The following is a 22,230-nucleotide window of genomic DNA, read 5'->3' on the forward strand; positions in this document are numbered from 1 at the left end:
ATGACACGCCGCAACGCCCCCTAGGATTCCCTCTATCACCTCACCCGGTCTCATTCGACAGGAACCCCATGAGCGACACTTCCCCCTACGGCTTCGAGCTTGTGCGGCGTGGGTACGACCGCGCTCAGGTGGACGAACGTATCTCCAAGCTCGTCTCCGACCGAGACTCCGCCCTCACCCGAATCACTGCTCTGGAAAAGCGCATCGAGGAGCTCCACCTCGAAACGCAGAACGCCCAGGCCCAGGTCGCCGACGCCGAGCCGTCGTACGCCGGTCTCGGTGCCCGCGTCGAGAAGATCCTCCGCCTCGCCGAGGAGGAGGCCAAGGACCTGCGCGAAGAGGCGAGGCGCGCGGCCGAGCAGCACCGTGAGCTGGCCGAGTCCGCCGCCCAGCAGGTGCGCAACGACGCCGAGTCGTTCGCGGCCGAGCGCAAGTCCAAGGCCGAGGACGAGGGCGTCCGCATCGTCGAGAAGGCCAAGGGCGAGGCGAACGCGCTGCGCGCCGAGGCGCAGAAGGACGCGTCGTCCAAGCGCGAGGAGGCGGACGCCCTCTTCGAGGAGACCCGCGCCAAGGCCGCTCAGGCCGCCGCGGACTTCGAGACGAACCTCGCCAAGCGCCGCGAGCAGTCCGAGCGCGACCTGGCGTCCCGTCAGGCCAAGGCCGAGAAGCGCCTCGCGGAGATCGAGCACCGCGCGGAGCAGCTTCGCCTGGAGGCGGAGAAGCTGCGCACGGACGCCGAGCGCCGCGCCCGCCAGACCGTCGAGACGGCCCAGCGCCAGGCCGAGGACATCGTGGCCGACGCCAATGCCAAGGCCGACCGCATCCGCAGCGAGTCCGAGCGCGAGCTGGCGGCCCTGACCAACCGCCGCGACTCGATCAACGCCCAGCTCACGAACGTCCGCGAGATGCTCGCGACGCTCACCGGTGCCGCCGTCGCCGCCGCGGGCACGCCCACGGAGGACGAGTCGATCTCCCGGGGGGTTCCGGCACAGCAGAGCCGCTGACGCGGAGCGCACAAGTACGGGGTGAACGCGACGGAGCCCCCTGCCACGCCAAGTGGCAGGGGGCTCCGTCCCGTTTTAGCGTGTCCGCATGATCGAGCTCGCGGGGCTGACCAAGCGGTACGGCGAGAAGGTCGCCGTGAACAATCTGACCTTCGCCGTCCGCCCGGGCATGGTCACGGGCTTCCTCGGGCCGAACGGCGCGGGCAAGTCGACGACGATGCGGATGATGCTGGGGCTCGACAACCCGACCGCGGGCGATGTGCGCATCGACGGCAAGCACTACGCCCAGTTGAAGGACCCGCTGAAGTACATCGGCGCGCTCCTGGACGCCAAGGCCATGCACGGCGGCCGCAGCGCCTTCAACCACCTGCTCTGTCTCGCGCAGTCCAACGGCATTCCGCGCACGCGCGTGCACGAGGTCCTCGACACCGTGGGCCTCACCGCGGTCGCGCGGAAGAAGGCCAAGGGCTTCTCGCTGGGCATGGGGCAGCGCCTCGGCATCGCGGGGGCGCTGCTCGGCGACCCCGAGATCCTGATGTTCGACGAGCCGGTGAACGGCCTCGACCCCGAGGGCATCCACTGGATCCGCAACCTCATGAAGTCGCTGGCCCAGCAGGGCCGTACGGTCTTCGTCTCCTCGCACCTGATGAGCGAGATGGCGCTGACCGCGGAGCACCTCGTCGTCATCGGCCAGGGCAGGCTGCTCGCCGACCTGTCGATGCCGGACTTCATCCGGCAGAACTCGCGCTCCTACGTCCGGCTGCGCTCCCCGCAGCGCGAACGGCTCCTGGACGTGCTGCACCAGGCGGGCGTCACCGCCGTCGAGGCGGGCGGCGGCGCGCTCGAAGTCGACGGCGCCACCTCGGAGCAGCTCGGTGAGCTGGCCGCGCGGCACCAGCTCGTGCTGCACGAACTCAGTCCGCAGCAGGCGTCGTTGGAGGAAGCCTTCATGCAGCTCACGGCCGAGTCCGTGGAGTACCACGCGCACGCGGACCACCAGGGCCCCGCGCCGGACGGTGCGCCGCCCTCGGGGCAGGCTCCTGGCCGGGCACCCGGCCAGGCCTGGGGCGCGGGCCGACAGCAGCCGCGGAAGGGGAAGTAGCCATGGCCGCGGCGCAGGTACTGAAGTCGGAGTGGACCAAGATCCGCTCGGTCTCCTCCACGGTGTGGACGCTCGGTCTCGCCCTCGTCGTCACGATCGCCCTCGGCCTGCTCATCAGCATCCTGTCGAAGAACGACTACGACAGCCTCAGCCGCGAGGACAAGATCACCTTCGATCCGACCTACATCAGCTTCGCCGGGATGTCCCTCGGCCAGCTCGCCATGATCGTCTTCGGTGTCCTGGTGGTCTCGAACGAGTACAGCACCGGCATGATCCGCACCTCGCTCGCCGCGGTCCCGCAGCGCGCCACCTTCCTCTTCGGCAAGATCGCCGTCGCCACCGTGCTCGCGTTCCTCGTCGGCCTCGCCACCAGCTTCCTCACGTTCTTCATCGGCCAGGCGATGCTCGGCGAGTACAAGGCGCAGATCGGCGACCCGGGCGTGCTGCGCGCCGTCATCGGGGGCGCGCTCTACATGACGCTCATCGCGATGTTCTCGATGGGCGTCGCCGCCATGCTGCGCAGCCCGATGCTTTCCCTCGGCATCCTGATGCCGTTCTTCTTCCTGATCTCCAGCATCCTCGGCAACGTCGAGGCGACGAAGAAGATCGGCCGTTTTCTGCCCGACCAGGCCGGCAGCAAGATCATGCAAGTCAAGTCGCCCTTCGACGACGACACCCCGTACGGCCCCTGGGGCGGTCTCGCGATCATGGTGGCGTGGACGGCGGCGGCGCTGATCGGCGGTTACGTACTGCTCAAGAAGCGGGACGCGTAACCGAAGAAGCGGGTCGTGCGACCGAAGAAGCGGGTCGCGTAGCCGAAAGTCGAGATTTTACCTGGCCTTGGCCGGAACCGTCAGCTCACAGATATCCTCCTAACCCTTACGGGGGCGTGTGCCCCGACGTCCTGAACCATTCGATGGGTGCGGAGAATGATCGAGGCAGTCGGCCTGACGAAGCGCTACGGCGCCAAGACAGCCGTGTACAACCTTTCCTTCCAGGTGCGGCCCGGCACCGTGACCGGCTTCCTCGGCCCCAACGGGTCCGGCAAGTCGACGACGATGCGCATGATCCTCGGGCTCGACGCACCCTCGCAGGGGCAGGTGACCATCGGTGGCTACCCGTACCGGAAGCTGCCGAACGCGCCCCGCCAGGTGGGCGCCCTGCTCGACGCCAAGGCGGTGCACGGCGGCCGGCACGCCCGCAACCACCTGCTGTGCCTGGCGCAGCTCTCCGGCATCCCGGCCCGGCGCGTGGACGAGGTGCTCGGTGTCGTGGGCCTCCAGGACGTGGCGAGGAAGCGGTCCAAGGGCTTCTCGCTCGGCATGGGCCAGCGCCTCGGCATCGCCGCCGCGCTGCTCGGCGACCCGCAGGTGCTGCTCTTCGACGAGCCGGTCAACGGCCTCGACCCCGAGGGCATCCTCTGGGTGCGCAACCTGATGAAGTCGCTCGCCGCCGAGGGGCGCACCGTCTTCGTCTCCTCGCACCTGATGAGCGAGATGGCCCTCACCGCCGAGCACCTGATCGTCATCGGCCGCGGCCAGTTGCTCGCGGACATGAGCGTCACGGACTTCATCTCGGCCAACTCCGCCGACTTCGCCCGGGTCCGCACCCCGGAGACCGAGCCGCAGCAGCGCGAGAAGCTGACCGCCGCGCTCACCGAGGCCGGCGGCCAGGTCCTGCCCGAGCAGGACGGCGCGCTGCGTGTCATGGGCCTGCCGCTGCCCCGCATCAGCGACCTCGCGCACGGCGCGGACGTCCGCCTGTGGGAGCTCTCGCCGCACCAGGCCTCCCTGGAGGAGGCGTACATGCGCATGACGCAGGGTGCCGTCGACTACCGCTCGACCGTCGACCAGCGCGCGGGCCTGCAACAGCAGCTCCCGCCCGGCGCCGTGCCGCAGCCGCAGCCGCCCGTGCCCGGCCAGGGCCAGCCCAACTGGTACGCCCCGCCGTCGCCGCAGCAGGGCGGCCAGCCGTTCGCGATGCCGCAGGGCGCGCCCGCCGCACCGCCCGCCCCCGCCGACGCGAACCCGTACGCCGCGGCGCCCCAGGCCCCGGCCGCCGCCCCCTCCCCGGCCGAGCACGCCACCGACAACACCGGCACCACCGACAACAAGGACGCGCCCCGATGACCACGCCTCCGACTCCGCAGCAGCCGCAGGCGCAGCCCCAGCAGCCCCAGGCCCCGCACGCCCCGGCCCCCGCACCGCAGCCCCAGGGGGCCTACGCGGGTGCCGTGGCCGCGCCGCAAGGCCCTCCGGCCATGGTGCCCGCGCCGCCGCCCGCGCCCGCCGCGCCGGCCCCGCCGTCGGCCTGGCAGCAGGCGATGAACAACGCCTACACCTCGCCGATCCCGGTCACGAAGACCAACATCGGGCACGCCCTCGCCTCCGAGTGGACGAAGATCAAGTCGGTCCGCTCCACGGTGTGGACGCTGAGCATCTTCCTGATCCTGGTCATCGGCATCGGCCTGCTCGCGGTCGCGAACACACAGTCCGACGACTACCAGGACGTGCCGTTCACCGTCCCGGCGTTCTTCGGCCTGATGCTCGGCCAGATCTGCCTGATCACGCTGGGCGTCCTGGTGACCTCGTCCGAGTACGGCACGGGCATGATCCGCACCACCTTCACCGCGTCGCCGCAGCGCTACCGCGTCCTCGCCGCGAAGGCCCTGATCTTCTTCGTGGTCGCCTTCGTCGCGTCCGCGGGCTCGATCCTGCTGGTGGGCCTGATGGCGTCGGGCGCGCACAGCGGCCCGGAGGCGGGCGACATCCCGTGGGCGGGCTCGGTCTTCAAGGGCGCCCTGTACGTCTCGCTGCTCGGCGTGCTCGCGCTCGCCGTCGGCTCCATGCTGCGCCACTCCGCCGGTGCCATCACGACGATGCTCGGCGTGGTCCTCGTACCGGCGATCCTGCCGGGCTTCCTGAACATCTGGGAGAGCACCGCGAAGCTCGGCGACAAGATGGCCGACTACAACGCCATCAACTCGCTCGCCAAGATCTTCCGGATCGACGGCATCGACAGCAGCAGCACCGGGAACTCACAACTGGTGCTGCTCGTCGTCATCACGGCCGCCGCCGTCGCCGGCGCCTTCGCGCTCCTGGAGAAGCGCGACGTCTGACGCGTACGTACCTGGTGCGGACGTCCCAGGCGTACGACCAGGTACGGGCGTACGACCAGGTACGAGCGTCCGAGGCGTACGTGCCTAGTACCGCGGAGCGTTACGGGACCGCTGCACCCGCGAGGTGCGGCGGTCCTTGGCGTTCCAGCACGCCGTGTGCCAGTGTCTGCGCTCGTCCACGCCGGAGTGCTCGGCCCAGGCCACCACGTGCGCGAGCCGGGCGGGGATCTCCTGGTCGCAGCCGGGGCAGCGGTAGGTCTTGCCGCCGGTGCTCGCGCCCGCCACATGCCGTACGCTCCACTCCTCGCCCTGCCAGCGCTCGGTGCGCCGGAAGCCGCCGTAGCGGCCGCCCGGCGGACCCGCGTCGTCGTCGGCGTGGGCGCCCCGGCCCGGCCTGAGATCTCCGGTGCCCTTCGGGCGATTACGGCGCGGCGACACGGGACACCTCACGGGTCTGGGGAACGGACGGGCGTACGCCCAGCCTACGCATCGCGCGGACGGGTACCCGTCCGCCGCCGGCCCCCGCAGGGACCCCCGTGCCACGCAGAAAATCTGCCAATCTGCACGCCAAGCCGTGCCCTTGGCACTTGTCCCGCGTTGTTGCCGGTAGGGGAATGCCTGCGTCGGCGTCAAGGAGGCAGGAAGTTCGATGCGCTTAGGAACATTTGTGTTGGCGGCCCAGTTCCCGGGCCAGGGTCATGGGGAGGCTCTGCACCGCGCGCTGCGGTCCGTGGAAATGGCCGAGGAAGCGGGCCTGGATTCCGCCTGGCTGGCCGAGCACCACTTCGTGCCGTACGGCACTTGTCCCTCCGCGATCACCCTCGCGGCCCTGCTGCTCGGGCGCACCCGGCGCATCCGCGTCGGCACCGCCGTGAGCGTACTGCCCACGGCCCACCCGGTGGCCCTGGGCGAGCAGGCGGCCCTGCTGCACCTCACCTCCGGCGGGCGCTTCTCGCTGGGCGTGGGGCGCGGCGGTCCCTGGGTGGACCTGGAGGTGTTCGGCACCGGCATCGAGGCGTACGAGAAGGGGTTCCCGGACTCCCTCGACCTGCTGCTCCGCTGGCTCAGCGGGGTGCCGCGGGTGGCAGGGCCCGGCGGCCGCTTCGCGTTCCGCGACGTCGCGGTCGTACCGCTGCCGCAGGAGGAGCTGCCCACGGCGACGGGCCCGTTCCCGGATCTGCCCGCCGCCCCCGAGCGGTCCGGCTCACCGGCGACGGCGGGCCCGGAGGTCGTGGTCGCGTGCACCTCGCCGTCCAGTGTCAGGCTCGCCGCGGCCCGCGGACTGCCGATGCTTCTCGGCATGCACGTGGGCGACGAGGAGAAGGCCGAAATGGTGGCCTTGTGGAATCGGCACGCCCGCGCCACCGGACACACACCGGACGAGGTGGCGCACGCCGCGCACGTCTCGGCCGGAGTGGTGCAGATCGCGGACCGTCCCCTGGAGGCGGCCGAAACGCTCACCAAGGCCATGCCCGGCTGGCTGAAGCACGGCCTTGACGCCCATGTCACGGTCGACGGTCGCCTCCGCTCCATGCGGGACCCGCTGGCGTACACGGAGTTGCTGTGCGGCATCCACCCCGTGGGGACGCCACAGGTGTGCGCGGACCGGCTGGCGGCGACGTCGGAGCGCACGGGCATCACGCGCTTCGCGCTCCTGGTGGAGGGCTCGGGCGATCTGACGACGACGGAGGAGAACGTACGCCGTCTCGGCCTGGAAGTACTGCCTCAGCTCAAGTGAGGGGAAGGGGTGCTGCGTGAGGGGCTGCCGCCCCGGTACTGAAACACCTCCCGCGTACGGAGCGGCAGCAACCGGGCTCAGCAGTCCCGAAGTTCGGGTGACTGGTTCAGCAACTGACCACGGATGGACGTGAACTTCGCCAGCCTGTCGTCCACGGAGCCGTCCAGGGGGAACACCGCCACACGGTGGCAGTTCTGGAAGGCCAGGCGGACCCCGAAGTGGCGCTGCAGGGCGCCGCGAATCGCGTCACTCGCGAGCGCGCGCAGCAACTGACCGCGCGCCTGCTCGTCCGGCGGGGGCGTCTGGTTGTCGGCGAATTCACCGCCGTCGACCTTTAGCTGGGCCACCAGGGAGCTGATCATCTCCCATGCGTAAGGCAGGGAGGTCCGGACGCAGTCGACGAAAGCTGCTTCGTCGACCTCGCCTCGCTCGGCCTGTTCCAACAGTGCCGGTGAGACGTCGAGCGACATGGGTTCTCCTCTCGCACCCCCAGGGAGCAGGGGCCAACGGACAGGGAAGGAGCTCGCATACGCAGCGTGCACGTGCGACGACCTCCTGCTTCTACGGTAGGCAACGGCCCGGGCCCGCACCAGGAGATTGGGCGCATAACCGGCCAGGTTCGAACAGGTTCATCGGCGGACAAGTGGTGCGGCCCCCAAGGCGTCCTGAGCGGGGTCGAGGCGTTCACGAGCGCCCGCGGGGGCACGGGATTCGCTGGAGCACCCCGGGTCGAGTAGCGTTGCCGACCATGCGTCTCGTCATCGCCCGCTGCTCCGTGGACTACGCGGGCAGGCTCACCGCCCATCTCCCGTCGGCTCCCCGCCTGATCCTCGTCAAGGCGGACGGAAGCGTCTCCATCCACGCCGACGACCGGGCCTACAAGCCCCTCAACTGGATGTCGCCGCCGTGCACCCTCAAGGAGGGCACGGGCGACGACGCCGGTGTGTGGACCGTCATCAACAAGGCGGGGGAGAAGCTCATCATCACCATGGAGGAAGTCCTCCACGACTCCTCGCACGAGCTGGGCGTGGACCCCGGGCTCATCAAGGACGGCGTGGAAGCGCACCTCCAGGAGCTGCTCGCCGACCGGATCGAGACACTGGGCGAGGGATACTCACTGATTCGCCGCGAGTACATGACGGCGATCGGACCGGTCGACATCCTCTGCCGCGACGCCGACGGGCAGACGGTCGCTGTGGAGATCAAGCGGCGCGGCGAGATCGACGGCGTCGAGCAACTGACGCGCTATCTGGAGCTGTTGAACCGCGACCCGCACCTGGCTCCGGTCAAGGGCGTCTTCGCCGCGCAGGAGATCAAGCCCCAGGCACGCGTCCTGGCCACGGACCGCGGCATCCGCTGCACGGTCCTCGACTACAACGCGATGCGCGGCATCGAGGACGACAAGCTGCGCCTCTTCTGAGCCGGAGGCGACGGCTTCGCTGAGCCGGAGGCGACGGCTCCGCCGAGACGGAAGCCATGGCTTCGCTGAACCGGAGGCCACGGCTCCACTGAGCCGGAGGCGACGGCTCCGCCGAGACGGAAGCCATGGCTTCGCTGAACCGGAGGCCACGGCTCCACTGAGCCGAACGCCACGGCTCCGCCGAGACGGAAGCCACCGCTTCGCTGAGCCGAACGCCATGGCTTCGCCGACCCGACAGGCCCAAGGGCCGGACTCCCCCGGGAGTCCGGCCCTCGCGCATGCCCGCATGCCCGCATGCCCGCATGCCCGCATGCCCGCATGCCCGCATGCCCGCATGCCCGCATGCCCGCATGCCCGCATGCCGTCCGGGCGGCCGCGCGTGTCAGATCATCGGTGACGAGCCGGAACCACCGCCCGGACCGCTCGGTGTGCCGGACCCGCCCGCCGCCGAGCCGCTCGCGACCGGGCTCGAAGCGGCCGGGTCGCTCGCCGAGTTCGAGGTGTCCGGTGGGGACGGCGGCGTCGTCGGGGTGGGCGGCGGGGTCGTCGGCGTGGGCGGCGGGGTCGTCGGTGTGGTGGGCGGGGTCGTCGGCGGCTTCGTCGGCGGCTTGGTGGGCTTGGTCGGCTTGTCCGTCGGCTTGGTGGGCTTGTCGGTCGGCTCGGTCGGCTTGTCGCTCGGCCTGTCCGAGGGCTTGCCGCTGGGCTTGCCCGAGGGGGCCTTCGCGTCGTCGCTCTCCGCCGGGCGGCCGCTCGTGCTCGGCTTCGGATCGTCCGATGTGCCGGGGACGCCGTCCTTGCCGGGGTCGGACGGGCGTGCCGTGGAGTCGTCGCCCGGCTCGTCGGCGCCGGGATCGCCGTCCTCGTCGTCGGCGCTCGCCGACTGGTCGGTGCGGACCCGCTCGGCCGGGCCACCGCCACCGTCGTCGGACGTCGCGCCGAGCGTCACCACCGTGCCGAGCACCGCCACGAGCAGGGCGCCCGCGGCGGCCGCGACCAGATTGCGCCGGGTGCCCCGCAGGATCGAGCGGCGGCCGGGCGCGGGTGCCGTGCCGGGGCTCGCCGCGGGGGCGGCCCTGTGGGTCACCACGGTGTCGGGTTCGGGCGGCTGTGTGGGCGGCGCGAACGCCGTGGGGACGCCGCCGGGGGGCGACGCGGACTCCTCGTAGCGGGCGTCGGGCACCTCTTCGCCCGCCGTCGACCGGTCCCCGGGCAGCACCCCGCCGGAGCAGTCGGCGACCAGGGCGAGCGCCCTGCGCCCTGCGATCATGCCGCGTTTGTCGGCGAGCGCGCCACGCAGGCCGATGGAGGCCTCCAGTTCGGCGCGGGCCCGGTCGAGGAGTCCGGCGCAGAGCGCGAGGATGCCCAACTCGTGGTGGAAGTAGGCCTCTTCCGCGACCTCGCCCGAGGTGCGCGAGGCCTCCTGGCCGCAGCGCAGGGCCCGCTCCCAGGCGCCCCAGTGCAGCCCGCCGGCGAAGGCGGGCGCGACCGTGCGGGCGAGCAGCACCGCGGCGGACGGCTCACCGGGGCCGCCGTCGGTGCCCCCGGCCGCGGGGCCGTTGACCAGGGCCGTGAGGGTGGCGAGCACGGCGTCGGCCTCGGCGGCGACCCGCTCGGGGCCGACCGAGGGGTGCCCCGACCACCAGGCGTAGTGCTGGGCAGCGGACTGCACGTTGGCGGCGGCGTCGTCGGCGTACCCGGCGCTCTCCAACTGGGCACGGACACCGGCCGCGAGGCGGTAGTGGCCGCCGACGGGGGTGACGAGGGCGCAGTCGACGAGCTCGGAGAGCGCGGCGTCGGCGTGCGTGTCGCCGACGAGCGCGGGCAGGTGGGCCGGGTGCGGCAGCTCCCCGCCGAGCGCGACGGCGAAGCGGAGCGCGGCGCGCGCGGAGGCGCTGAGGCGGGAGGCGAGCAGCGCGGCGGGCGCGGCGCCGTCGGCCAGCGACGGCAGCGGGACCTCGGTCTCACCCGCGGCGCCGAACGGGGCGTCGAAGGCGGCGGCGCCGTCGGGTCCGGTGCCGTGTCCGTACGCGTCGAGGGCGCCTGGGGCGGCCCGCAGCCGGTCGCACTGGCGCAGCAGGGCGCCCGCCTGGACGAAGCGCAGCGGCAGGCCTTCGGACTCGAACCACAGGTCGCCCGCCCAGTTGGCCTCGTCGTCGCTGAGGACGCGGCCGACGACGCGCTCTAGGAGTTCGAGGCTGCTGCCGCGGCCGATCCCGCCGAGGAAGACCTCTTCGAGGTGGGAGCCGGGCGACGGGGCGGGCACGTCGGGCGTCGCGGCGACGAGGAAGGCGCACTCGGGGGTCGCGTCCAGGAGCTCTTCGAGGGCGGCGCCGCCGAACTCCAGGTCGTCCAGGACGACGACGGCGCCGATCTCGCCGAGCAGTTCCCGCAGCACGGTCCGGTCGGGGCGGTGCAGGGGCGCGTCGTGGACGGCGGCGAAGAGGTCGTACAGGAGGTCGTTGACCGTGCGGTGGTAGCCGCTGAGGCGGATCACGCCGTCGGGGGCGAGGCCGGCGCAGTCCTCGGCGACGGCGGCGAGCAGGGCGGTGCGGCCGGATCCGGCGGGTCCGGTGAGGCGCACGGAGCGGCCGCGGGCGAGCAGCCGCGCCAGGCGCTCGCGCTCCTCCTGGCGCTCAAGGAGCGGAAGGCGGGGCAGGACGGGGCCCGGCGGTACCGGCGGCAGGGTGGTCCTGCGGTGTTCGGCGCGCTCGGTGGCCGTGCGCTTGCGCGGGCGGCCGGGCCGCTCACCCGGCGGGCAGGGTTCTATCTCGCTGCCGTCGACGGGGTTGACGGTGAGCAGGAGGCCGCCGGAGGTCACCTGCACCGTGCGGGCGATCGCCGGTGGCCCGAAATCGGCCGCGGCCGGGGCGCTCGGGCCCGCCGGTGGCGGGTCGGCGTCGGGTGGCGTGCGGGGCTCGCGCGCCGTGCTGTCGTCGTCGGTGCCTTCGCGGCCGATCCGCGCGTCTTCGCGGTCGTCACCGTCGTGGCCGTACTCTTCGGGTCCCCGGTTCATCGGGTCCATGGTCTCAGCCCCCCAGACGCGTCGTGTGCGAAGCCCCCTCCGGCCCCCAGCACACCGCGATGTCGCTTCTGGTCCGGTGCCCCCGAGCGGGTTCGTTCATCGGCAGGCGACCGAACCCTAAACCGACTTCAGTATCCCCGCGGAGGGCGGGGTGGCACCCGGCCCGAGACGTCACAGTCTCGTGAGGATTGTGCGCGAGGTGCGCTTCCGCGCCCCTGCGCACCCCTCGCGCGGTTCATACGCGAGGGAGCGATTCGACCCCGATGCCGCCTTCGATGGCGAGGATGCGGTGGAGCCGGGTGGCGACGAGGAGGCGCTGCATCTGTGGTGGCACGTCGCGCAGGACGAGCCGGCGGCCGCAGCGTCCGGCGCGCCGGTGCGCGCCCATGATGACGCCGAGTCCCGTGGCGTCCCACGAGTCGAGTTCGGACAGGTCGAGCACCAGGTCGCCGGCGCCGTCGTCGACGGCCGAGTGCAGGACCGTACGGGCGTCCGCCGCGCTGCGTACGTCGAGGCGTCCCCCGACGACCAGCTCGGCCTGGTCGCCCCTGATGTGCATATGCGCTCCCCAAGAGTGCGGTGTCGTATGTGACGCCTGTGCCGCCAGGGCGTCTGTGTATGTCACAGCAACTGACTGTCGCTCGGGTACGGAAGTTGCCGTCTGTAAGCGAACCGATACCGAATTCACCCCGAGGGGTGACCCCAGGGGGCGTACGGGCGTGCGCGGCCGCCGTCAGTGCTTGTAGAAGCCCTGCCCGCTCTTGCGGCCGATGTCACCGGCGTCAACCATCCGGCGCATCAGCTCGGGCGGCGCGAACTTCTCGTCCTGGGACTCGGTGTAGATGTTGTCGGTGGCGTGCAGCAGGATGTCGACGCCGGTGAGGTCGGCGGTCGCGAGCGGGCCCATGGCGTGGCCGAAGCCGAGCTTGCAGGCGATGTCGATGTCCTCGGCGCTCGCGACGCCCGACTCGTAGAGCTTGGCGGCCTCGACGACGAGCGCCGAGATGAGCCGGGTGGTGACGAAGCCCGCGACGTCGCGGTTGACGACGATGCAGGTCTTGCCGACGGACTCGGCGAACTCACGGGTGGCGGCGAGGGTTTCGTCGCTCGTCTTGTGGCCGCGCACCAGCTCGCAGAGCTGCATCATCGGCACCGGCGAGAAGAAGTGCGCGCCGACGACGCGCTCCGGGCGCTCCGTCACCGCGGCGATCTTGGTGATCGGGATGGCGGAGGTGTTGGAGGCGAGCACGGTGTCGTCGCGTACGAGCTTGTCGAGCGCCCGGAAGATCTCGTGCTTGATCTCGAGCTTCTCGAAGACGGCCTCGACGACGACGTCCGCGTCGGCGGCGGCGTCCAGGTCGGTGGTGGTCGTGATGCGGCCGAGAGCGGCCTCGGCGTCGGCGGCGTCGAGCTTGCCCTTGCCGACGAACTTCTCGTACGAGGCCTTGATGCCGTCGGTGCCCCGGGTCAGCGCTTCGTCGGTGACGTCACGCAGGACGACGTCCCAGCCCGCCTGGGCGGAGACCTGGGCGATTCCGGACCCCATGAGTCCGGCTCCGATGACGGCGAGCTTCCGTGCCACGTTACGACTCCCCTTACCTGCGTACGACAACGCACTTACACGCTGTTTACGTTTCGCTCCGGTCCGGACACTAGCGGGCGCAGCCGCTCATGGGGCGGGTAAGAGACGCACGCCACGTCCCCTTTGACGGACATCACACCGGGCGGTGAGGGGGGCGGGCCTTCGGGGCGTCAGGCGGGCGCGCGGGTCCCGTAGTTGAGGATCTTCTCGCCGAGCAGCTCCTCCACTTCGTCGAGCAGGCCGAGGGCTTCGCGGGAGACCTCCGCCGGTGTTCTGCGCTTGGCCATCTCGGCGCCGATCCAGGCGAAGACGGTGCCGTAGGCCCAGGAGAGCTGGCCCGCGACGAGTTCGGGGAGGTGGCTCACCGGGTCGGCGCCCGCCTCCTCGCGCAGGGTGGCCTCCAGGTCCCGCAGGCTCTCCTGTTGCAAGGCCCACAGGCGGGAGCGCAGCGCGGGCGAGTCGGTGATGACCTTCATGAAGTCGGCGTAGCCCTCGAAGAGGCCGACGGTCGGCGAGACGCCCTCGACCAGGACGCGCAGCTCGCGCAGGACGGCGTCGGCGGCGGACTCCCCCACCCGGCGCCCGCGGACCCACCGGGAGAGCCGGTCGATCATCTCCAGGCCGCGGTCGAGGAACAGGTCCTCCTTGGCCGGGAAGTAGTTGTAGACCGTGTTGACCGAGACGTCGGCGGCCTCGGCGATCTCCGCGATGGTCACGGCGGCGAACCCGCGCTCCAGGAACAGACCGGTCGCGATGTCCGAGATCCGCTGCTTGGTCTGCCGCTTCTTGCGCTCCCTCAGTCCTTCAGCCATGGCTCAGTCCCTCCGTCATGGCCCCATCGTAGCTTCGCTGGCCTCTATTAAACATTGGGCACGTTGCAAATTTTCAGTGACTCTGTTTTTGTGGTCTCCATGCCAATCATCAGCACCGCGGGCCTCGCCAGGACGTTCACGACGAAGGCGGGCTCCGTCGAAGCCGTGCGCGGCATCGACCTGACCGTCTCCGCCGGCGAGATCCTCGGCTTCCTCGGACCGAACGGCGCGGGCAAGACGACGACCCTGCGCATGCTCACCACGCTGCTCGCGCCCACCGGGGGCGCGGCCACCGTCGCGGGCTTCGACCTGCGGAAGGACCCGGCGGCCGTCCGCCGGAAGATCGGGTACGTCGCCCAGTCCGGCGGCGTCGACCCGCAGGAGACCCTGCGCGACGAACTCGTGCTCCAGGGCCGGCTCCACGGCCGGAGCAGGGCCGATGCCGAGTCCCGCACCGCCGAGCTCGCGGCGGAGCTCGGCCTCACCGAGCTGCTCGACCGCAGGACCGCCGCCCTCTCCGGCGGCCAGCGGCGCAGGATGGACATCGCCCTCGGCCTCATCCACCGGCCCGAGGTGCTCTTCCTCGACGAGCCGACGACGGGGCTCGACCCGGGCAGCAGGGCCGATCTGTGGCGCCTTGTGCGGGCGCTGCGCGACACGTACGGCACGACCGTCTTCCTCACCACGCACTATCTGGACGAGGCGGACGCGCTCGCGGACCGGATCGTCGTCGTGGACAAGGGCGTGGTCGCCGCCGACGGCACCCCCGCCGCGCTCAAACAGCGGTACGCCGGATCGCCCGAGGCCTCGCTCCAGGACGCCTTCCTCGCCATCACCGGACGCGCCCCCGCGCCCGTCGACGCCACCCCCGTAGCCATCTGACGGCAAGCACCCCCACAGGACACCGCCATGCTCATGCACGACACCGCGCTGCTGTTCCAGCGCTATGCCCGCCAGACCCTGCGCTCGAAGTTCCAGATGCTCTTCGGCGCCCTGATGCCGCTGCTGTACCTGCTGTTCTTCGGCCCGCTGCTCACCGATATGCCGCTGGGCGCACGCGGCGACTCCTGGCAGGTCCTGGTGCCGGGCCTGCTGCTCCAGCTCAGCCTGTTCGGCGCCTCGTTCAGCGGCTTCGCCCTCATCATGGAGAACAACTGGGGAGTGGTGGAGCGGCTGCGCGCCACCCCGGTGAGCCGTCCCGCGCTGCTGCTCGGACGGCTGCTGCGGGATGCCGCGCTGTTCGTCGCGCAGTCGGTGCTGCTTGTGCTCGCCGCGCTGGTCATGGGCCTGCGCGCGCCCCTCGCCGGCATCCTGCTCGGCTTCGCGTTCGTGGCCCTGCTGACCTGCGCCCTCGCCTCGCTGTCGTACGCGCTCGCGCTCAAGATCGACACTCCGCAGTCGTTCGGCCCGACGGTCAACGCCCTCGCCATGCCCTCCATGCTGCTGTCCGGCCTGATGCTCCCGATGGCCCTCGCGCCCAACTGGCTCGACGTGCTCTCGCACTTCACGCCGTTCCGCTACCTGGTGGACGCGGTGCGCGACGCGTACGTGGGCATGTACGCGACCTCCACCATGCTGTACGGGGCACTGGTCGCCGTCGGCTTCGCGGCACTCGCCGTGACCATCGGCACCCGGGCCTATCGAAGCGCCCCGTAGGGGCGCGGGGAACTGCGCGACCAGCCACAGAAAAGCCGCAGACGCGTCTGCGTGGTCCTCGGCAGACGCGTCTGCGGCTTTTCCTGGGCTGAGCTCGCAGTTCCCCGCGCCCCTTAAAAGCCCCTGACGGGGCTTATTACGCTGGGCCCATGGTCAATTTGACGCGCATCTACACACGGACCGGCGACCGGGGCACCACCGCCCTCGGGGACATGAGCAGGACCGCCAAGACCGACCTGAGGATCTCCGCGTACGCGGACGCGAACGAGGCGAACGCCGTCATCGGGACGGCGATCGCTCTCGGCCGCCTCGACGCGGACGTCGTCAAGGTCCTCACCCGGGTCCAGAACGACCTCTTCGACGTGGGCGCGGACCTGTGCACCCCCGTCGTGCGGGACCCGGAGTACCCGCCCCTGCGCGTCGAGCAGTCGTACATCGACAAGCTGGAGGCGGACTGCGACCGCTTCAACGAGGACCTGGAGAAGCTGCGCAGCTTCATCCTGCCGGGCGGTACGCCGGGCGCGGCGCTGCTCCACCAGGCGTGCACGGTGGTGCGGCGGGCCGAGCGGTCCACCTGGGCGGCCCTCGAGGCGCACAGCGAGACCATGAACGCCCTCACCGCGACCTACCTCAACCGCCTCTCCGACCTCCTGTTCATTCTCGCCCGTACGGCGAACAAGGAGGTCGGAGACGTGTTGTGGGTGCCGGGCGGGGAGCGCTAGCGCCGGCTCTTCGTGAGGTCCCGGGGGCGCTCGTCGTCCCGCTCCCCCGGACCCGGCGCCGACCCCCGCTTCGGGAACAGCGTGTAGCTCAGCGCGATCAGGCCGTGGATGCCCGCCGCGCGCCACGCGGTGGCCATCCAGGACTCCAGGGAGCCGGTGCGGCCGGGGTCGTCGACGTACCACTTGGCGAGAAGCAGCAGACCCGAGGCGACCGCCGCCGCGACGAGCGTGCCCAGCCAGACCTCGCCCTCGTGCCGGGCGCGCGGCCAGCCGTAGCGCGGCGGGCGCGGCACGGGGGTGCCGTTGAAGCGGTGCGCCGCGTGCCCGTCGAGCCACTTCACGGTGCGGTGGCCGTGGCCGACGGTGTAGCCGATGTAGACGGCGGCGAGGCCGTGCTTCCAGCTCGGGTCGGCGCCGTTCTTGAGGTCGAGGGCGGTGACCACGAGCAGCAACAGTTCGAGCAGGGGCTCGCAGAGCAGGATGGCGAGGCCGAGCCGTGGCATCTTCAGCAGATAGCGGGTCGCGAGCCCCGCGGCGAGCAGCACCCAGAAGCCCACCTCGCAGATGATGATCAGCGTGACGATCACGGCTCGTTCCTCCTGACACCGGTTCTGGTACTCCTCAAGGCTCTCGCCGGGACCGCCGCGGATCGTCGTCGCGAGTGACGAAGTGCGGCTGCATCCTTCGATGTACTGGCGCTTCACCCCCCGTAGGGAGGTCAGGGAGCGCCGTCCCGTGTTGGATGGAGTCATGCCGCTGCCGCTCCCCCGCCGACCGGACGTCGTGGACGTCCGCATCTGTGTGGCCAGCCTGCTCAGCGGCCTCGCGCTCTGGGCGCTCGGCCTGCACATGCAACAGGACCGGCCGCTCGGTCACGCCTGGTCGCTGCTCCCGCTGTTCGCCATGGCGGGCCTGGAGCTGACGCGCCGCACGGCCCCGCGCCCTGCGCTGATCGCGGGCGCGTTCGTGCTGATCGCGGACCAGTTCACGACGGGCAACCTGGCGACCGTGGTGATGTTCACGGACCTCGTTTACGCGGCCGTGGTCTACGGCACGCCCGCCGAGGCCCGGCGCATCCCGGTCACCACGGGCCTGATCACGGTGGCCGTCACCGTCGGATTCCTGGCCTGGTTCCGGGATCCGGAGGCGATCCTGGTCGGCGCCGTCATCGCCCTGGTGGCGTTCACGCCCGCCACCACGGGCGTTCTCGTCCGCAACCACCGGGAAGCCGCCGACATGGCCCGGCTGCGCGCCGAGCAGACCGCGCTGCTCGCCGAGGTGGACCGCGCCCAGGCCGTCACGGCCGAGCGTGCGCGCATGGCGAGGGAACTGCACGACATGGTCGCCAACCACCTGTCGGCGATCGCCATCCACTCCACGGCCGCGCTCTCCCTCGACGACCCGGGCACGACCAGGAACGCGCTCACCGTCATCCGCGAGAACAGCGTCGAGGGGCTGGCCGAAATGCGTCGCCTCATCGGCATCCTGCGGGACTCCAGCGGCGACCTGGAGCCGACCGCGGCGCCCACCCTGGACGGCCTCGGCTCCCTCGTCGAGAACGCCCGCACCAACGGCCTCGACGTCCGCCTCGACGACACCCGCTCCCCGGGCGAGGCACCGCTGCCCGCGCCGGTCGGCCTCGCCGCGTACCGCATCGTCCAGGAGTCCCTCACCAACGCCCTCAAGCACGCGTCACCCGGCCGGGTCACGGTGACGCTCACCCGGCGGCCCACGGCCCTGTGCGTCAGCGTGACCAGCCCGTACGGTGACTCGCGCGGGCCGCGCGCGCCGGGTTCCGGAGCCGGTCTCGTCGGCATGGAGGAACGTGCCGCGCTGCTCGGGGGCACCTTCGCGTCCGGCCCCGAGCCGCACCCCGACCTGCCCGGCACGAAAGTCTGGCGGGTCGAGGCCCAACTGCCCGTCGACCCCAAGGACCAAGGAGCCCCCGAATGATCCGCGTGCTCGTCGCCGAGGACCAGAGCGCCGTGCGGGCGGGCCTGGTCCTGATCCTGCGCAGCGCGCCCGACATCGAGGTCGTCGGGGAGGCCGCGGACGGTGAGCAGGCCGTGTCCCTGGCCCGCGAGCTGCGCCCGGACCTGGTCCTCATGGACATACAGATGCCGCGCCTCGACGGCGTCTCCGCGACCCGCCAGGTGGTGGCCGAGAACCTCGCGGACGTACTGGTCCTGACCACGTTCGACCTGGACGAGTACGTCTTCGGGGCGCTGCGCGCGGGCGCGTCCGGCTTCCTCCTGAAGAACACCGAGGCGCGGGACCTGCTCGAAGCGGTGCGCACGGTGGCCCGCGGTGAGGGCCTGATCGCACCCGCGGTCACCCGCCGTCTGATCGCCGAGTTCGCCACGCCACGGCCCGTACGGTCCGCGAACGCCCCCTCCCCCTCCGTCCTCGACGCCCTCACCCGCCGCGAACGCGAGGTCCTCGCCTGTCTGGGCCAGGGCCTGTCCAACGCGGAGATCGCCACCCACCTGGACATGGCGGAGGCAACCGTCAAGACCCATGTGAGCCGTCTCCTCGGCAAGCTGGAGCTGCGCAGCCGGGTACAGGCGGCCGTCCTCGCCCAGGAACTGGGTGTGTAGTTCCGCCCGTCCGGCGTTTGCGGACGAGCCGGAAGGGCGATCCAAGTCCGTCCGGCGTTCGACGACGAGCCCGCAGGGCGATCAGACGAGCCCGCAGGGCGATCAACGGCACCCACTCAGGGAACCCCGCCCAAGGCCCAGAGGCCAGTGAAAGGTCTTGACCTATGGTCCAGACCTTTCCTACTCTCACCTCACTGCGGTGGGTACATGACATGCACACAAAGTGCACAAGGTACTCACGGGCGTCGCAGGGCACCCCCACCCCCGGAACTCGACCGAGGAGCACCCCTTGCGCGTCAGACACAGGCCCAGGCATCGACTGACAGCCGGGCTCACCACTCTGCTGCTCCCCCTCGCCACCCTCGTCGCCATCGGCGGCTCCGCCGAGGCGGCCCCGGACACCGCCCCGCGCACCGCGCAGACCGCGTCCAAGGCCGCCGCGGGGGCCACCGCCACGTTCACCAAGACCCAGGACTGGGGCTCCGGCTTCGGGGGCAAGTGGACGATCAAGAACACCGGCACCACCACGCTCAGCTCATGGACCGTCGAGTGGGACTTCCCCGCGGGCACCAAGGTGACGTCCGCCTGGGACGCGACCGTCACCAACTCGGGCAACAAGTGGACCGCGAAGAACCTCAGTTGGAACGGCTCGCTGGCCCCCGGCGCCACCGCCTCCTTCGGCTTCAACGGCTCCGGGCCCGGCTCGCCCTCCAACTGTCTCCTGAACGGCGAGAGCTGTGACGGCGGCGGCCAGCCCGGCGACAGCGCGCCCTCCGCCCCCGGCACCCCGACCGCGTCCGGTATCACCGACACCTCGGTGAAACTGGACTGGAAGGCGGCCACGGACGACAAGGGCATCAAGAACTACGACGTCCTGCGCGACGGCGCCAAGGTCGCGACGGTGACCGGCACCTCGTACGCGGACTCAGGGCTCACCAAGGGCACCGACTACTCGTACAGCGTCCAGGCCCGCGACACCGCGGACCAGACCGGGCCCGCCAGCGACTCGGTGAAGGTGCGCACCACGGGTGGCGACCAGAACCCCGACCCCGGGGCCAAGGTCAAGATGGGGTACTTCGCCAACTGGGGCGTCTACCAGCGCAACTACCACGTCAAGAACATCGCGACCTCCGGCTCCGCCGAGAAGATCACGCACATCAACTACGCCTTCGGCAACGTCCAGGGCGGCAAGTGCACCATCGGTGACAGCTACGCCGACTACGAGAAGGCCTACACCGCCGATCAGTCCGTCGACGGCGTCGCCGACACCTGGGACCAGCCGCTGCGCGGCAACTTCAACCAACTGCGCAAGCTGAAGGCCAAGTACCCGCACATCAAGATCCTCTACTCCTTCGGCGGCTGGACCTGGTCCGGCGGCTTCACCGACGCCATGAAGAACCCCGCGGCGTTCGCGGACTCCTGCTACAAGCTGGTGGAGGACCCGCGCTGGGCCGATGTCTTCGACGGCGTCGACCTGGACTGGGAGTACCCCAACGCCTGCGGTCTGACCTGCGACAGCTCGGGTCCTGCCGTGATGAAGACGATGGCGCAGGCGTTCCGCAACAGGTTCGGGGCCAGCAACCTGGTGACCGCGGCCATCACCGCGGACGGCTCCCCCGGCGGCAAGATCGACGCGGCCGACTACGGCGGCGCCTCGCAGTACCTCGACTGGTACAACGTGATGACGTACGACTTCTTCGGCGCCTGGGACGCCAAGGGTCCGACGGCACCGCACTCGCCGCTCACCGACTACCCGGGCATCCCCAAGGCGGGCTTCAACTCCGCCGCCGCGATCAACAAGCTGAAGGCCAAGGGCGTGGCGGCCAAGAAGCTGCTGCTCGGCATCGGCTTCTACGGCCGCGGCTGGACGGGCGTCACCCAGAAGGAGCCGGGCGGCACCGCGACCGGGGCCGCGCCCGGCACGTTCGAGGCGGGCTTCGAGGACTACAAGGTCCTGAAGAACTCCTGCCCGTCCAACGGCACCGTCGCGGGCACCGCGTACGCACACTGCGGCAACAACTGGTGGTCGTACGACACCCCGGCGACGATCCGCGCCAAGATGGCCTGGGCGAAGGAGCAGGGTCTCGGCGGCGCCTTCTTCTGGGAGTTCAGCGGCGACACCACGAACGGCGAGCTGGCGACCGCCATCCATGACGGTCTGAAGTAACTCCGGGCGGCTTCGGCCGCCCACCCGGAACGAAGCCGGGGAGACAGGAACGCCCCCTGTCTCCCCGGCTTCTTCGTGTGTGTCCGGTTTCTCTGTGTGTCCGCTTTCTCTGTGTGTCCGGTTTCTCTGTGTGTCCGGTTTCTCTGTGTCCGGCTGCGGGTCGTGGGGGGGGCTGGGCGCGCAGTTCCCCGCGCCCCTTGCGGGGCGCCCCTCGGCGGCAGCTATGCCACGTTCACCCGCTGGCCCGGAGGGGCCGCCTCCAGCCAGGCCAGGAAACCGGTGAGTGCGTCCTCGCTCATCGCCAGTTCGAGGCGGACCCCGCGGTGCAGACAGCCGAGCACGACGGCGTCGGAGAGGAGGGCGAGCTCCTCCTCGCCGTCGGGCGCCCGCCGGTCGACGACCTCGATCGCCGAGCGTTCCAGGACGCGGCGCGGGCGGGGCGCGTAGGAGAAGACACGGAACCACTCGACGCGGTCCCCGTTGTAGCGGGCGACGCCGTAGCCCCAGCCCTTGCCTGAGGCGTCGGCGCTCTCGCCGGGTTTCGGCGCGTGCCAGCGCAGGCTGCAGTCGAAGGTGCCGCCGGAGCGCTGGATGAGCCGGCGACGCAGTCCGAAGACGAAGAGTCCCAGCAATACCAGCGCGATCAACACAAGTCCGCACACGAGCGACACGAGGATCATCGGCACCGACCTCCTCGCCTCAACACGACTTCACGAAACGGACCAAACAACCGCACCCGAAACTGCACCCGCATCGCCTCAGCCGCGACCCGGTCCGGAGAGCTCCGGACCTGGCCGCGGCTGAGTCACGTCACGCCACGCGCTGGGGTCAGCGCGCCGCCACCGCACGCAGTCGGACGTCGGCGCGCCGCTCGGCGGAGGCGTCCGCCTCCGACTTGGCACGCTCGAACGCCCGCTCCGCACGCTGGACGTCGATCTCGTCGGAGAGCTCGGCGATCTCGGCGAGCAGCGACAGCTTGTTGTCGGCGAACGAGATGAATCCGCCGTGCACCGCGGCGACGACGATCCCGCCGTCGCTGGTGCGGATGGTCACCGGGCCCGACTCCAGCACACCGAGCAGCGGCTGGTGACCGGGCATGACGCCGATGTCGCCGGACGTGGTGCGCGCGACGACCAGGGTGGCCTCGCCGGACCAGACACTGCGGTCCGCGGCGACCAGCTCGACATGCAGCTCAGCAGCCAAGGGTGGCTCCTCGGGTCACCACCCGGCCGTTCAGCCGGGTGTTGGGTCAAATTCTAGTGGGCGTGAGAGGAGGGGCGGGACTCGGTC

The 22,230-nt window shown here is 71.1% G+C and carries 22 protein-coding genes; 13 read left to right on the plus strand and 9 right to left on the minus strand.

The window, feature by feature from the left end; genetic code table 11:
• The first annotated feature begins 68 nt into the window (after positions 1-68).
• From IG78_RS0126100 to IG78_RS0126120, 5 genes are all read left to right on the plus strand, one after another.
• A complete protein-coding gene (locus IG78_RS0126100) occupies positions 69-1,004 on the plus strand; it encodes a coiled-coil domain-containing protein (protein ID WP_030567356.1) in 936 nt (311 codons plus the stop codon).
• 88 nt (positions 1,005-1,092) lie between these two features.
• Positions 1,093-2,106: an ABC transporter ATP-binding protein gene (locus IG78_RS0126105; RefSeq protein ID WP_037685979.1), complete on the plus strand. Its 1,014-nt coding sequence runs from the start codon at positions 1,093-1,095 to the stop codon at positions 2,104-2,106.
• Between the two features lie 2 nt (positions 2,107-2,108).
• Positions 2,109-2,879: an ABC transporter permease gene (locus IG78_RS0126110; RefSeq protein ID WP_030567360.1), complete on the plus strand. Its 771-nt coding sequence runs from the start codon at positions 2,109-2,111 to the stop codon at positions 2,877-2,879.
• 156 nt (positions 2,880-3,035) lie between these two features.
• The gene (locus tag IG78_RS0126115; RefSeq protein WP_030567362.1) at positions 3,036-4,235 is read left to right on the plus strand and encodes an ABC transporter ATP-binding protein; all 1,200 of its coding nucleotides are present in this window, start codon (positions 3,036-3,038) and stop codon (positions 4,233-4,235) included.
• 131 nt (positions 4,236-4,366) lie between these two features.
• Complete coding sequence (locus tag IG78_RS0126120) at positions 4,367-5,224, plus strand: ABC transporter permease (RefSeq protein ID WP_030567364.1); 858 nt, start codon at positions 4,367-4,369, stop codon at positions 5,222-5,224.
• Between the two features lie 84 nt (positions 5,225-5,308).
• Here the strand turns inward: IG78_RS0126120 and IG78_RS0126125 are convergent, their stop codons facing one another.
• The gene (locus IG78_RS0126125) at positions 5,309-5,662 is read right to left on the minus strand and encodes a hypothetical protein (protein WP_030567366.1); all 354 of its coding nucleotides are present in this window, start codon (positions 5,660-5,662) and stop codon (positions 5,309-5,311) included.
• A 211-nt stretch (positions 5,663-5,873) separates the two neighbouring features.
• On the opposite strand from IG78_RS0126125, the gene IG78_RS0126130 reads away from it, so the two are divergent.
• A complete protein-coding gene (locus IG78_RS0126130) occupies positions 5,874-6,962 on the plus strand; it encodes an LLM class flavin-dependent oxidoreductase (RefSeq protein WP_030567368.1) in 1,089 nt (362 codons plus the stop codon).
• A gap of 77 nt (positions 6,963-7,039) precedes the next feature.
• On the opposite strand, the gene IG78_RS0126135 is transcribed toward IG78_RS0126130, so the two are convergent.
• On the minus strand, positions 7,040-7,432 hold the full coding sequence (locus IG78_RS0126135) for an SCO5389 family protein (protein WP_030567370.1): 393 nt from the start codon (positions 7,430-7,432) through the stop codon (positions 7,040-7,042).
• A 278-nt stretch (positions 7,433-7,710) separates the two neighbouring features.
• Between IG78_RS0126135 and nucS the strand changes: the two genes are divergently transcribed.
• Positions 7,711-8,382, plus strand: coding sequence for an endonuclease NucS (gene nucS / locus IG78_RS0126140; protein WP_030567372.1), 672 nt, complete (start codon positions 7,711-7,713; stop codon positions 8,380-8,382).
• Between the two features lie 382 nt (positions 8,383-8,764).
• On the opposite strand, the gene IG78_RS0126145 is transcribed toward nucS, so the two are convergent.
• From IG78_RS0126145 to IG78_RS0126160, 4 genes are all read right to left on the minus strand, one after another.
• On the minus strand, positions 8,765-11,404 hold the full coding sequence (locus IG78_RS0126145; protein ID WP_037685980.1) for an ATP-binding protein: 2,640 nt from the start codon (positions 11,402-11,404) through the stop codon (positions 8,765-8,767).
• 235 nt (positions 11,405-11,639) lie between these two features.
• The gene (locus tag IG78_RS0126150) at positions 11,640-11,963 is read right to left on the minus strand and encodes an STAS domain-containing protein (protein ID WP_030567375.1); all 324 of its coding nucleotides are present in this window, start codon (positions 11,961-11,963) and stop codon (positions 11,640-11,642) included.
• Between the two features lie 174 nt (positions 11,964-12,137).
• Positions 12,138-12,986 (minus strand): 3-hydroxyacyl-CoA dehydrogenase family protein, encoded by an 849-nt coding sequence (locus tag IG78_RS0126155; RefSeq protein ID WP_030567377.1) that lies wholly within the window; start codon positions 12,984-12,986, stop codon positions 12,138-12,140.
• A 170-nt stretch (positions 12,987-13,156) separates the two neighbouring features.
• Positions 13,157-13,798, minus strand: a complete 642-nt coding sequence (locus IG78_RS0126160) for a TetR/AcrR family transcriptional regulator (RefSeq protein ID WP_030567379.1) — start codon at positions 13,796-13,798, stop codon at positions 13,157-13,159.
• A 99-nt stretch (positions 13,799-13,897) separates the two neighbouring features.
• Here IG78_RS0126160 and IG78_RS0126165 point away from each other — a divergent pair, with 99 nt between their 5' ends.
• The 3 genes from IG78_RS0126165 (at position 13,898) to IG78_RS0126175 (ending at position 16,176) form a co-directional block, all read left to right on the plus strand.
• Positions 13,898-14,680, plus strand: a complete 783-nt coding sequence (locus IG78_RS0126165; protein WP_030567381.1) for an ABC transporter ATP-binding protein — start codon at positions 13,898-13,900, stop codon at positions 14,678-14,680.
• A 27-nt stretch (positions 14,681-14,707) separates the two neighbouring features.
• Positions 14,708-15,454, plus strand: a complete 747-nt coding sequence (locus IG78_RS0126170) for an ABC transporter permease (protein ID WP_030567383.1) — start codon at positions 14,708-14,710, stop codon at positions 15,452-15,454.
• A gap of 149 nt (positions 15,455-15,603) precedes the next feature.
• On the plus strand, positions 15,604-16,176 hold the full coding sequence (locus IG78_RS0126175) for a cob(I)yrinic acid a,c-diamide adenosyltransferase (protein ID WP_030567385.1): 573 nt from the start codon (positions 15,604-15,606) through the stop codon (positions 16,174-16,176).
• On the opposite strand, the gene IG78_RS0126180 is transcribed toward IG78_RS0126175, so the two are convergent.
• A complete protein-coding gene (locus tag IG78_RS0126180) occupies positions 16,173-16,763 on the minus strand; it encodes a hypothetical protein (RefSeq protein WP_030567387.1) in 591 nt (196 codons plus the stop codon). The two genes, IG78_RS0126175 and IG78_RS0126180, sit on opposite strands and share 4 nt — an antisense overlap.
• A 163-nt stretch (positions 16,764-16,926) precedes the next feature.
• On the opposite strand from IG78_RS0126180, the gene IG78_RS0126185 reads away from it, so the two are divergent.
• From IG78_RS0126185 to IG78_RS0126195, 3 genes are all read left to right on the plus strand, one after another.
• Positions 16,927-18,129, plus strand: a complete 1,203-nt coding sequence (locus IG78_RS0126185) for a sensor histidine kinase (protein WP_030567389.1) — start codon at positions 16,927-16,929, stop codon at positions 18,127-18,129.
• Entirely contained in the window at positions 18,126-18,773 is a 648-nt protein-coding gene (locus IG78_RS0126190; RefSeq protein ID WP_030567391.1) for a response regulator, read from the plus strand. Before IG78_RS0126185 ends, IG78_RS0126190 begins: the two co-directional genes overlap by 4 nt.
• A gap of 289 nt (positions 18,774-19,062) precedes the next feature.
• Positions 19,063-20,940 (plus strand): glycoside hydrolase family 18 chitinase, encoded by a 1,878-nt coding sequence (locus IG78_RS0126195; RefSeq protein ID WP_030567393.1) that lies wholly within the window; start codon positions 19,063-19,065, stop codon positions 20,938-20,940.
• A 221-nt stretch (positions 20,941-21,161) separates the two neighbouring features.
• On the opposite strand, the gene IG78_RS0126200 is transcribed toward IG78_RS0126195, so the two are convergent.
• Both IG78_RS0126200 and IG78_RS0126205 read right to left on the minus strand, forming a co-directional pair.
• Positions 21,162-21,620: a DUF2550 domain-containing protein gene (locus tag IG78_RS0126200; protein ID WP_030567395.1), complete on the minus strand. Its 459-nt coding sequence runs from the start codon at positions 21,618-21,620 to the stop codon at positions 21,162-21,164.
• A 148-nt stretch (positions 21,621-21,768) separates the two neighbouring features.
• The gene (locus IG78_RS0126205; RefSeq protein WP_030567397.1) at positions 21,769-22,143 is read right to left on the minus strand and encodes a F0F1 ATP synthase subunit epsilon; all 375 of its coding nucleotides are present in this window, start codon (positions 22,141-22,143) and stop codon (positions 21,769-21,771) included.
• Positions 22,144-22,230: the final 87 nt, after the last annotated feature.

It is taken from the genome of Streptomyces aureocirculatus (genome assembly GCF_000720475.1).
In the GTDB taxonomy this organism is placed as follows: domain Bacteria; phylum Actinomycetota; class Actinomycetes; order Streptomycetales; family Streptomycetaceae; genus Streptomyces; species Streptomyces aureocirculatus.

What these genes read in the sequence shown, in the direction of transcription:
- IG78_RS0126105 (WP_037685979.1), top strand. Translation starts at nt 1,093, where the DNA reads ATGATCGAGCTCGCGGGGCTGACCAAGCGGTACGGCGAGAAGGTCGCC.
- IG78_RS0126190 (WP_030567391.1), top strand. Translation starts at nt 18,126, where the DNA reads ATGATCCGCGTGCTCGTCGCCGAGGACCAGAGCGCCGTGCGGGCGGGC.
- IG78_RS0126150 (WP_030567375.1), bottom strand. Translation starts at nt 11,963, where the DNA reads ATGCACATCAGGGGCGACCAGGCCGAGCTGGTCGTCGGGGGACGCCTC.
- IG78_RS0126200 (WP_030567395.1), bottom strand. Translation starts at nt 21,620, where the DNA reads ATGATCCTCGTGTCGCTCGTGTGCGGACTTGTGTTGATCGCGCTGGTA.
- IG78_RS0126160 (WP_030567379.1), bottom strand. Translation starts at nt 13,798, where the DNA reads ATGGCTGAAGGACTGAGGGAGCGCAAGAAGCGGCAGACCAAGCAGCGG.
- IG78_RS0126100 (WP_030567356.1), top strand. Translation starts at nt 69, where the DNA reads ATGAGCGACACTTCCCCCTACGGCTTCGAGCTTGTGCGGCGTGGGTAC.
- IG78_RS0126170 (WP_030567383.1), top strand. Translation starts at nt 14,708, where the DNA reads ATGCTCATGCACGACACCGCGCTGCTGTTCCAGCGCTATGCCCGCCAG.
- nucS (WP_030567372.1), top strand. Translation starts at nt 7,711, where the DNA reads ATGCGTCTCGTCATCGCCCGCTGCTCCGTGGACTACGCGGGCAGGCTC.
- IG78_RS0126175 (WP_030567385.1), top strand. Translation starts at nt 15,604, where the DNA reads ATGGTCAATTTGACGCGCATCTACACACGGACCGGCGACCGGGGCACC.
- IG78_RS0126130 (WP_030567368.1), top strand. Translation starts at nt 5,874, where the DNA reads ATGCGCTTAGGAACATTTGTGTTGGCGGCCCAGTTCCCGGGCCAGGGT.
- IG78_RS0126165 (WP_030567381.1), top strand. Translation starts at nt 13,898, where the DNA reads ATGCCAATCATCAGCACCGCGGGCCTCGCCAGGACGTTCACGACGAAG.
- IG78_RS0126185 (WP_030567389.1), top strand. Translation starts at nt 16,927, where the DNA reads ATGCCGCTGCCGCTCCCCCGCCGACCGGACGTCGTGGACGTCCGCATC.
- IG78_RS0126135 (WP_030567370.1), bottom strand. Translation starts at nt 7,432, where the DNA reads ATGTCGCTCGACGTCTCACCGGCACTGTTGGAACAGGCCGAGCGAGGC.
- IG78_RS0126110 (WP_030567360.1), top strand. Translation starts at nt 2,109, where the DNA reads ATGGCCGCGGCGCAGGTACTGAAGTCGGAGTGGACCAAGATCCGCTCG.
- IG78_RS0126145 (WP_037685980.1), bottom strand. Translation starts at nt 11,404, where the DNA reads ATGGACCCGATGAACCGGGGACCCGAAGAGTACGGCCACGACGGTGAC.
- IG78_RS0126115 (WP_030567362.1), top strand. Translation starts at nt 3,036, where the DNA reads ATGATCGAGGCAGTCGGCCTGACGAAGCGCTACGGCGCCAAGACAGCC.
- IG78_RS0126120 (WP_030567364.1), top strand. Translation starts at nt 4,367, where the DNA reads ATGGTGCCCGCGCCGCCGCCCGCGCCCGCCGCGCCGGCCCCGCCGTCG.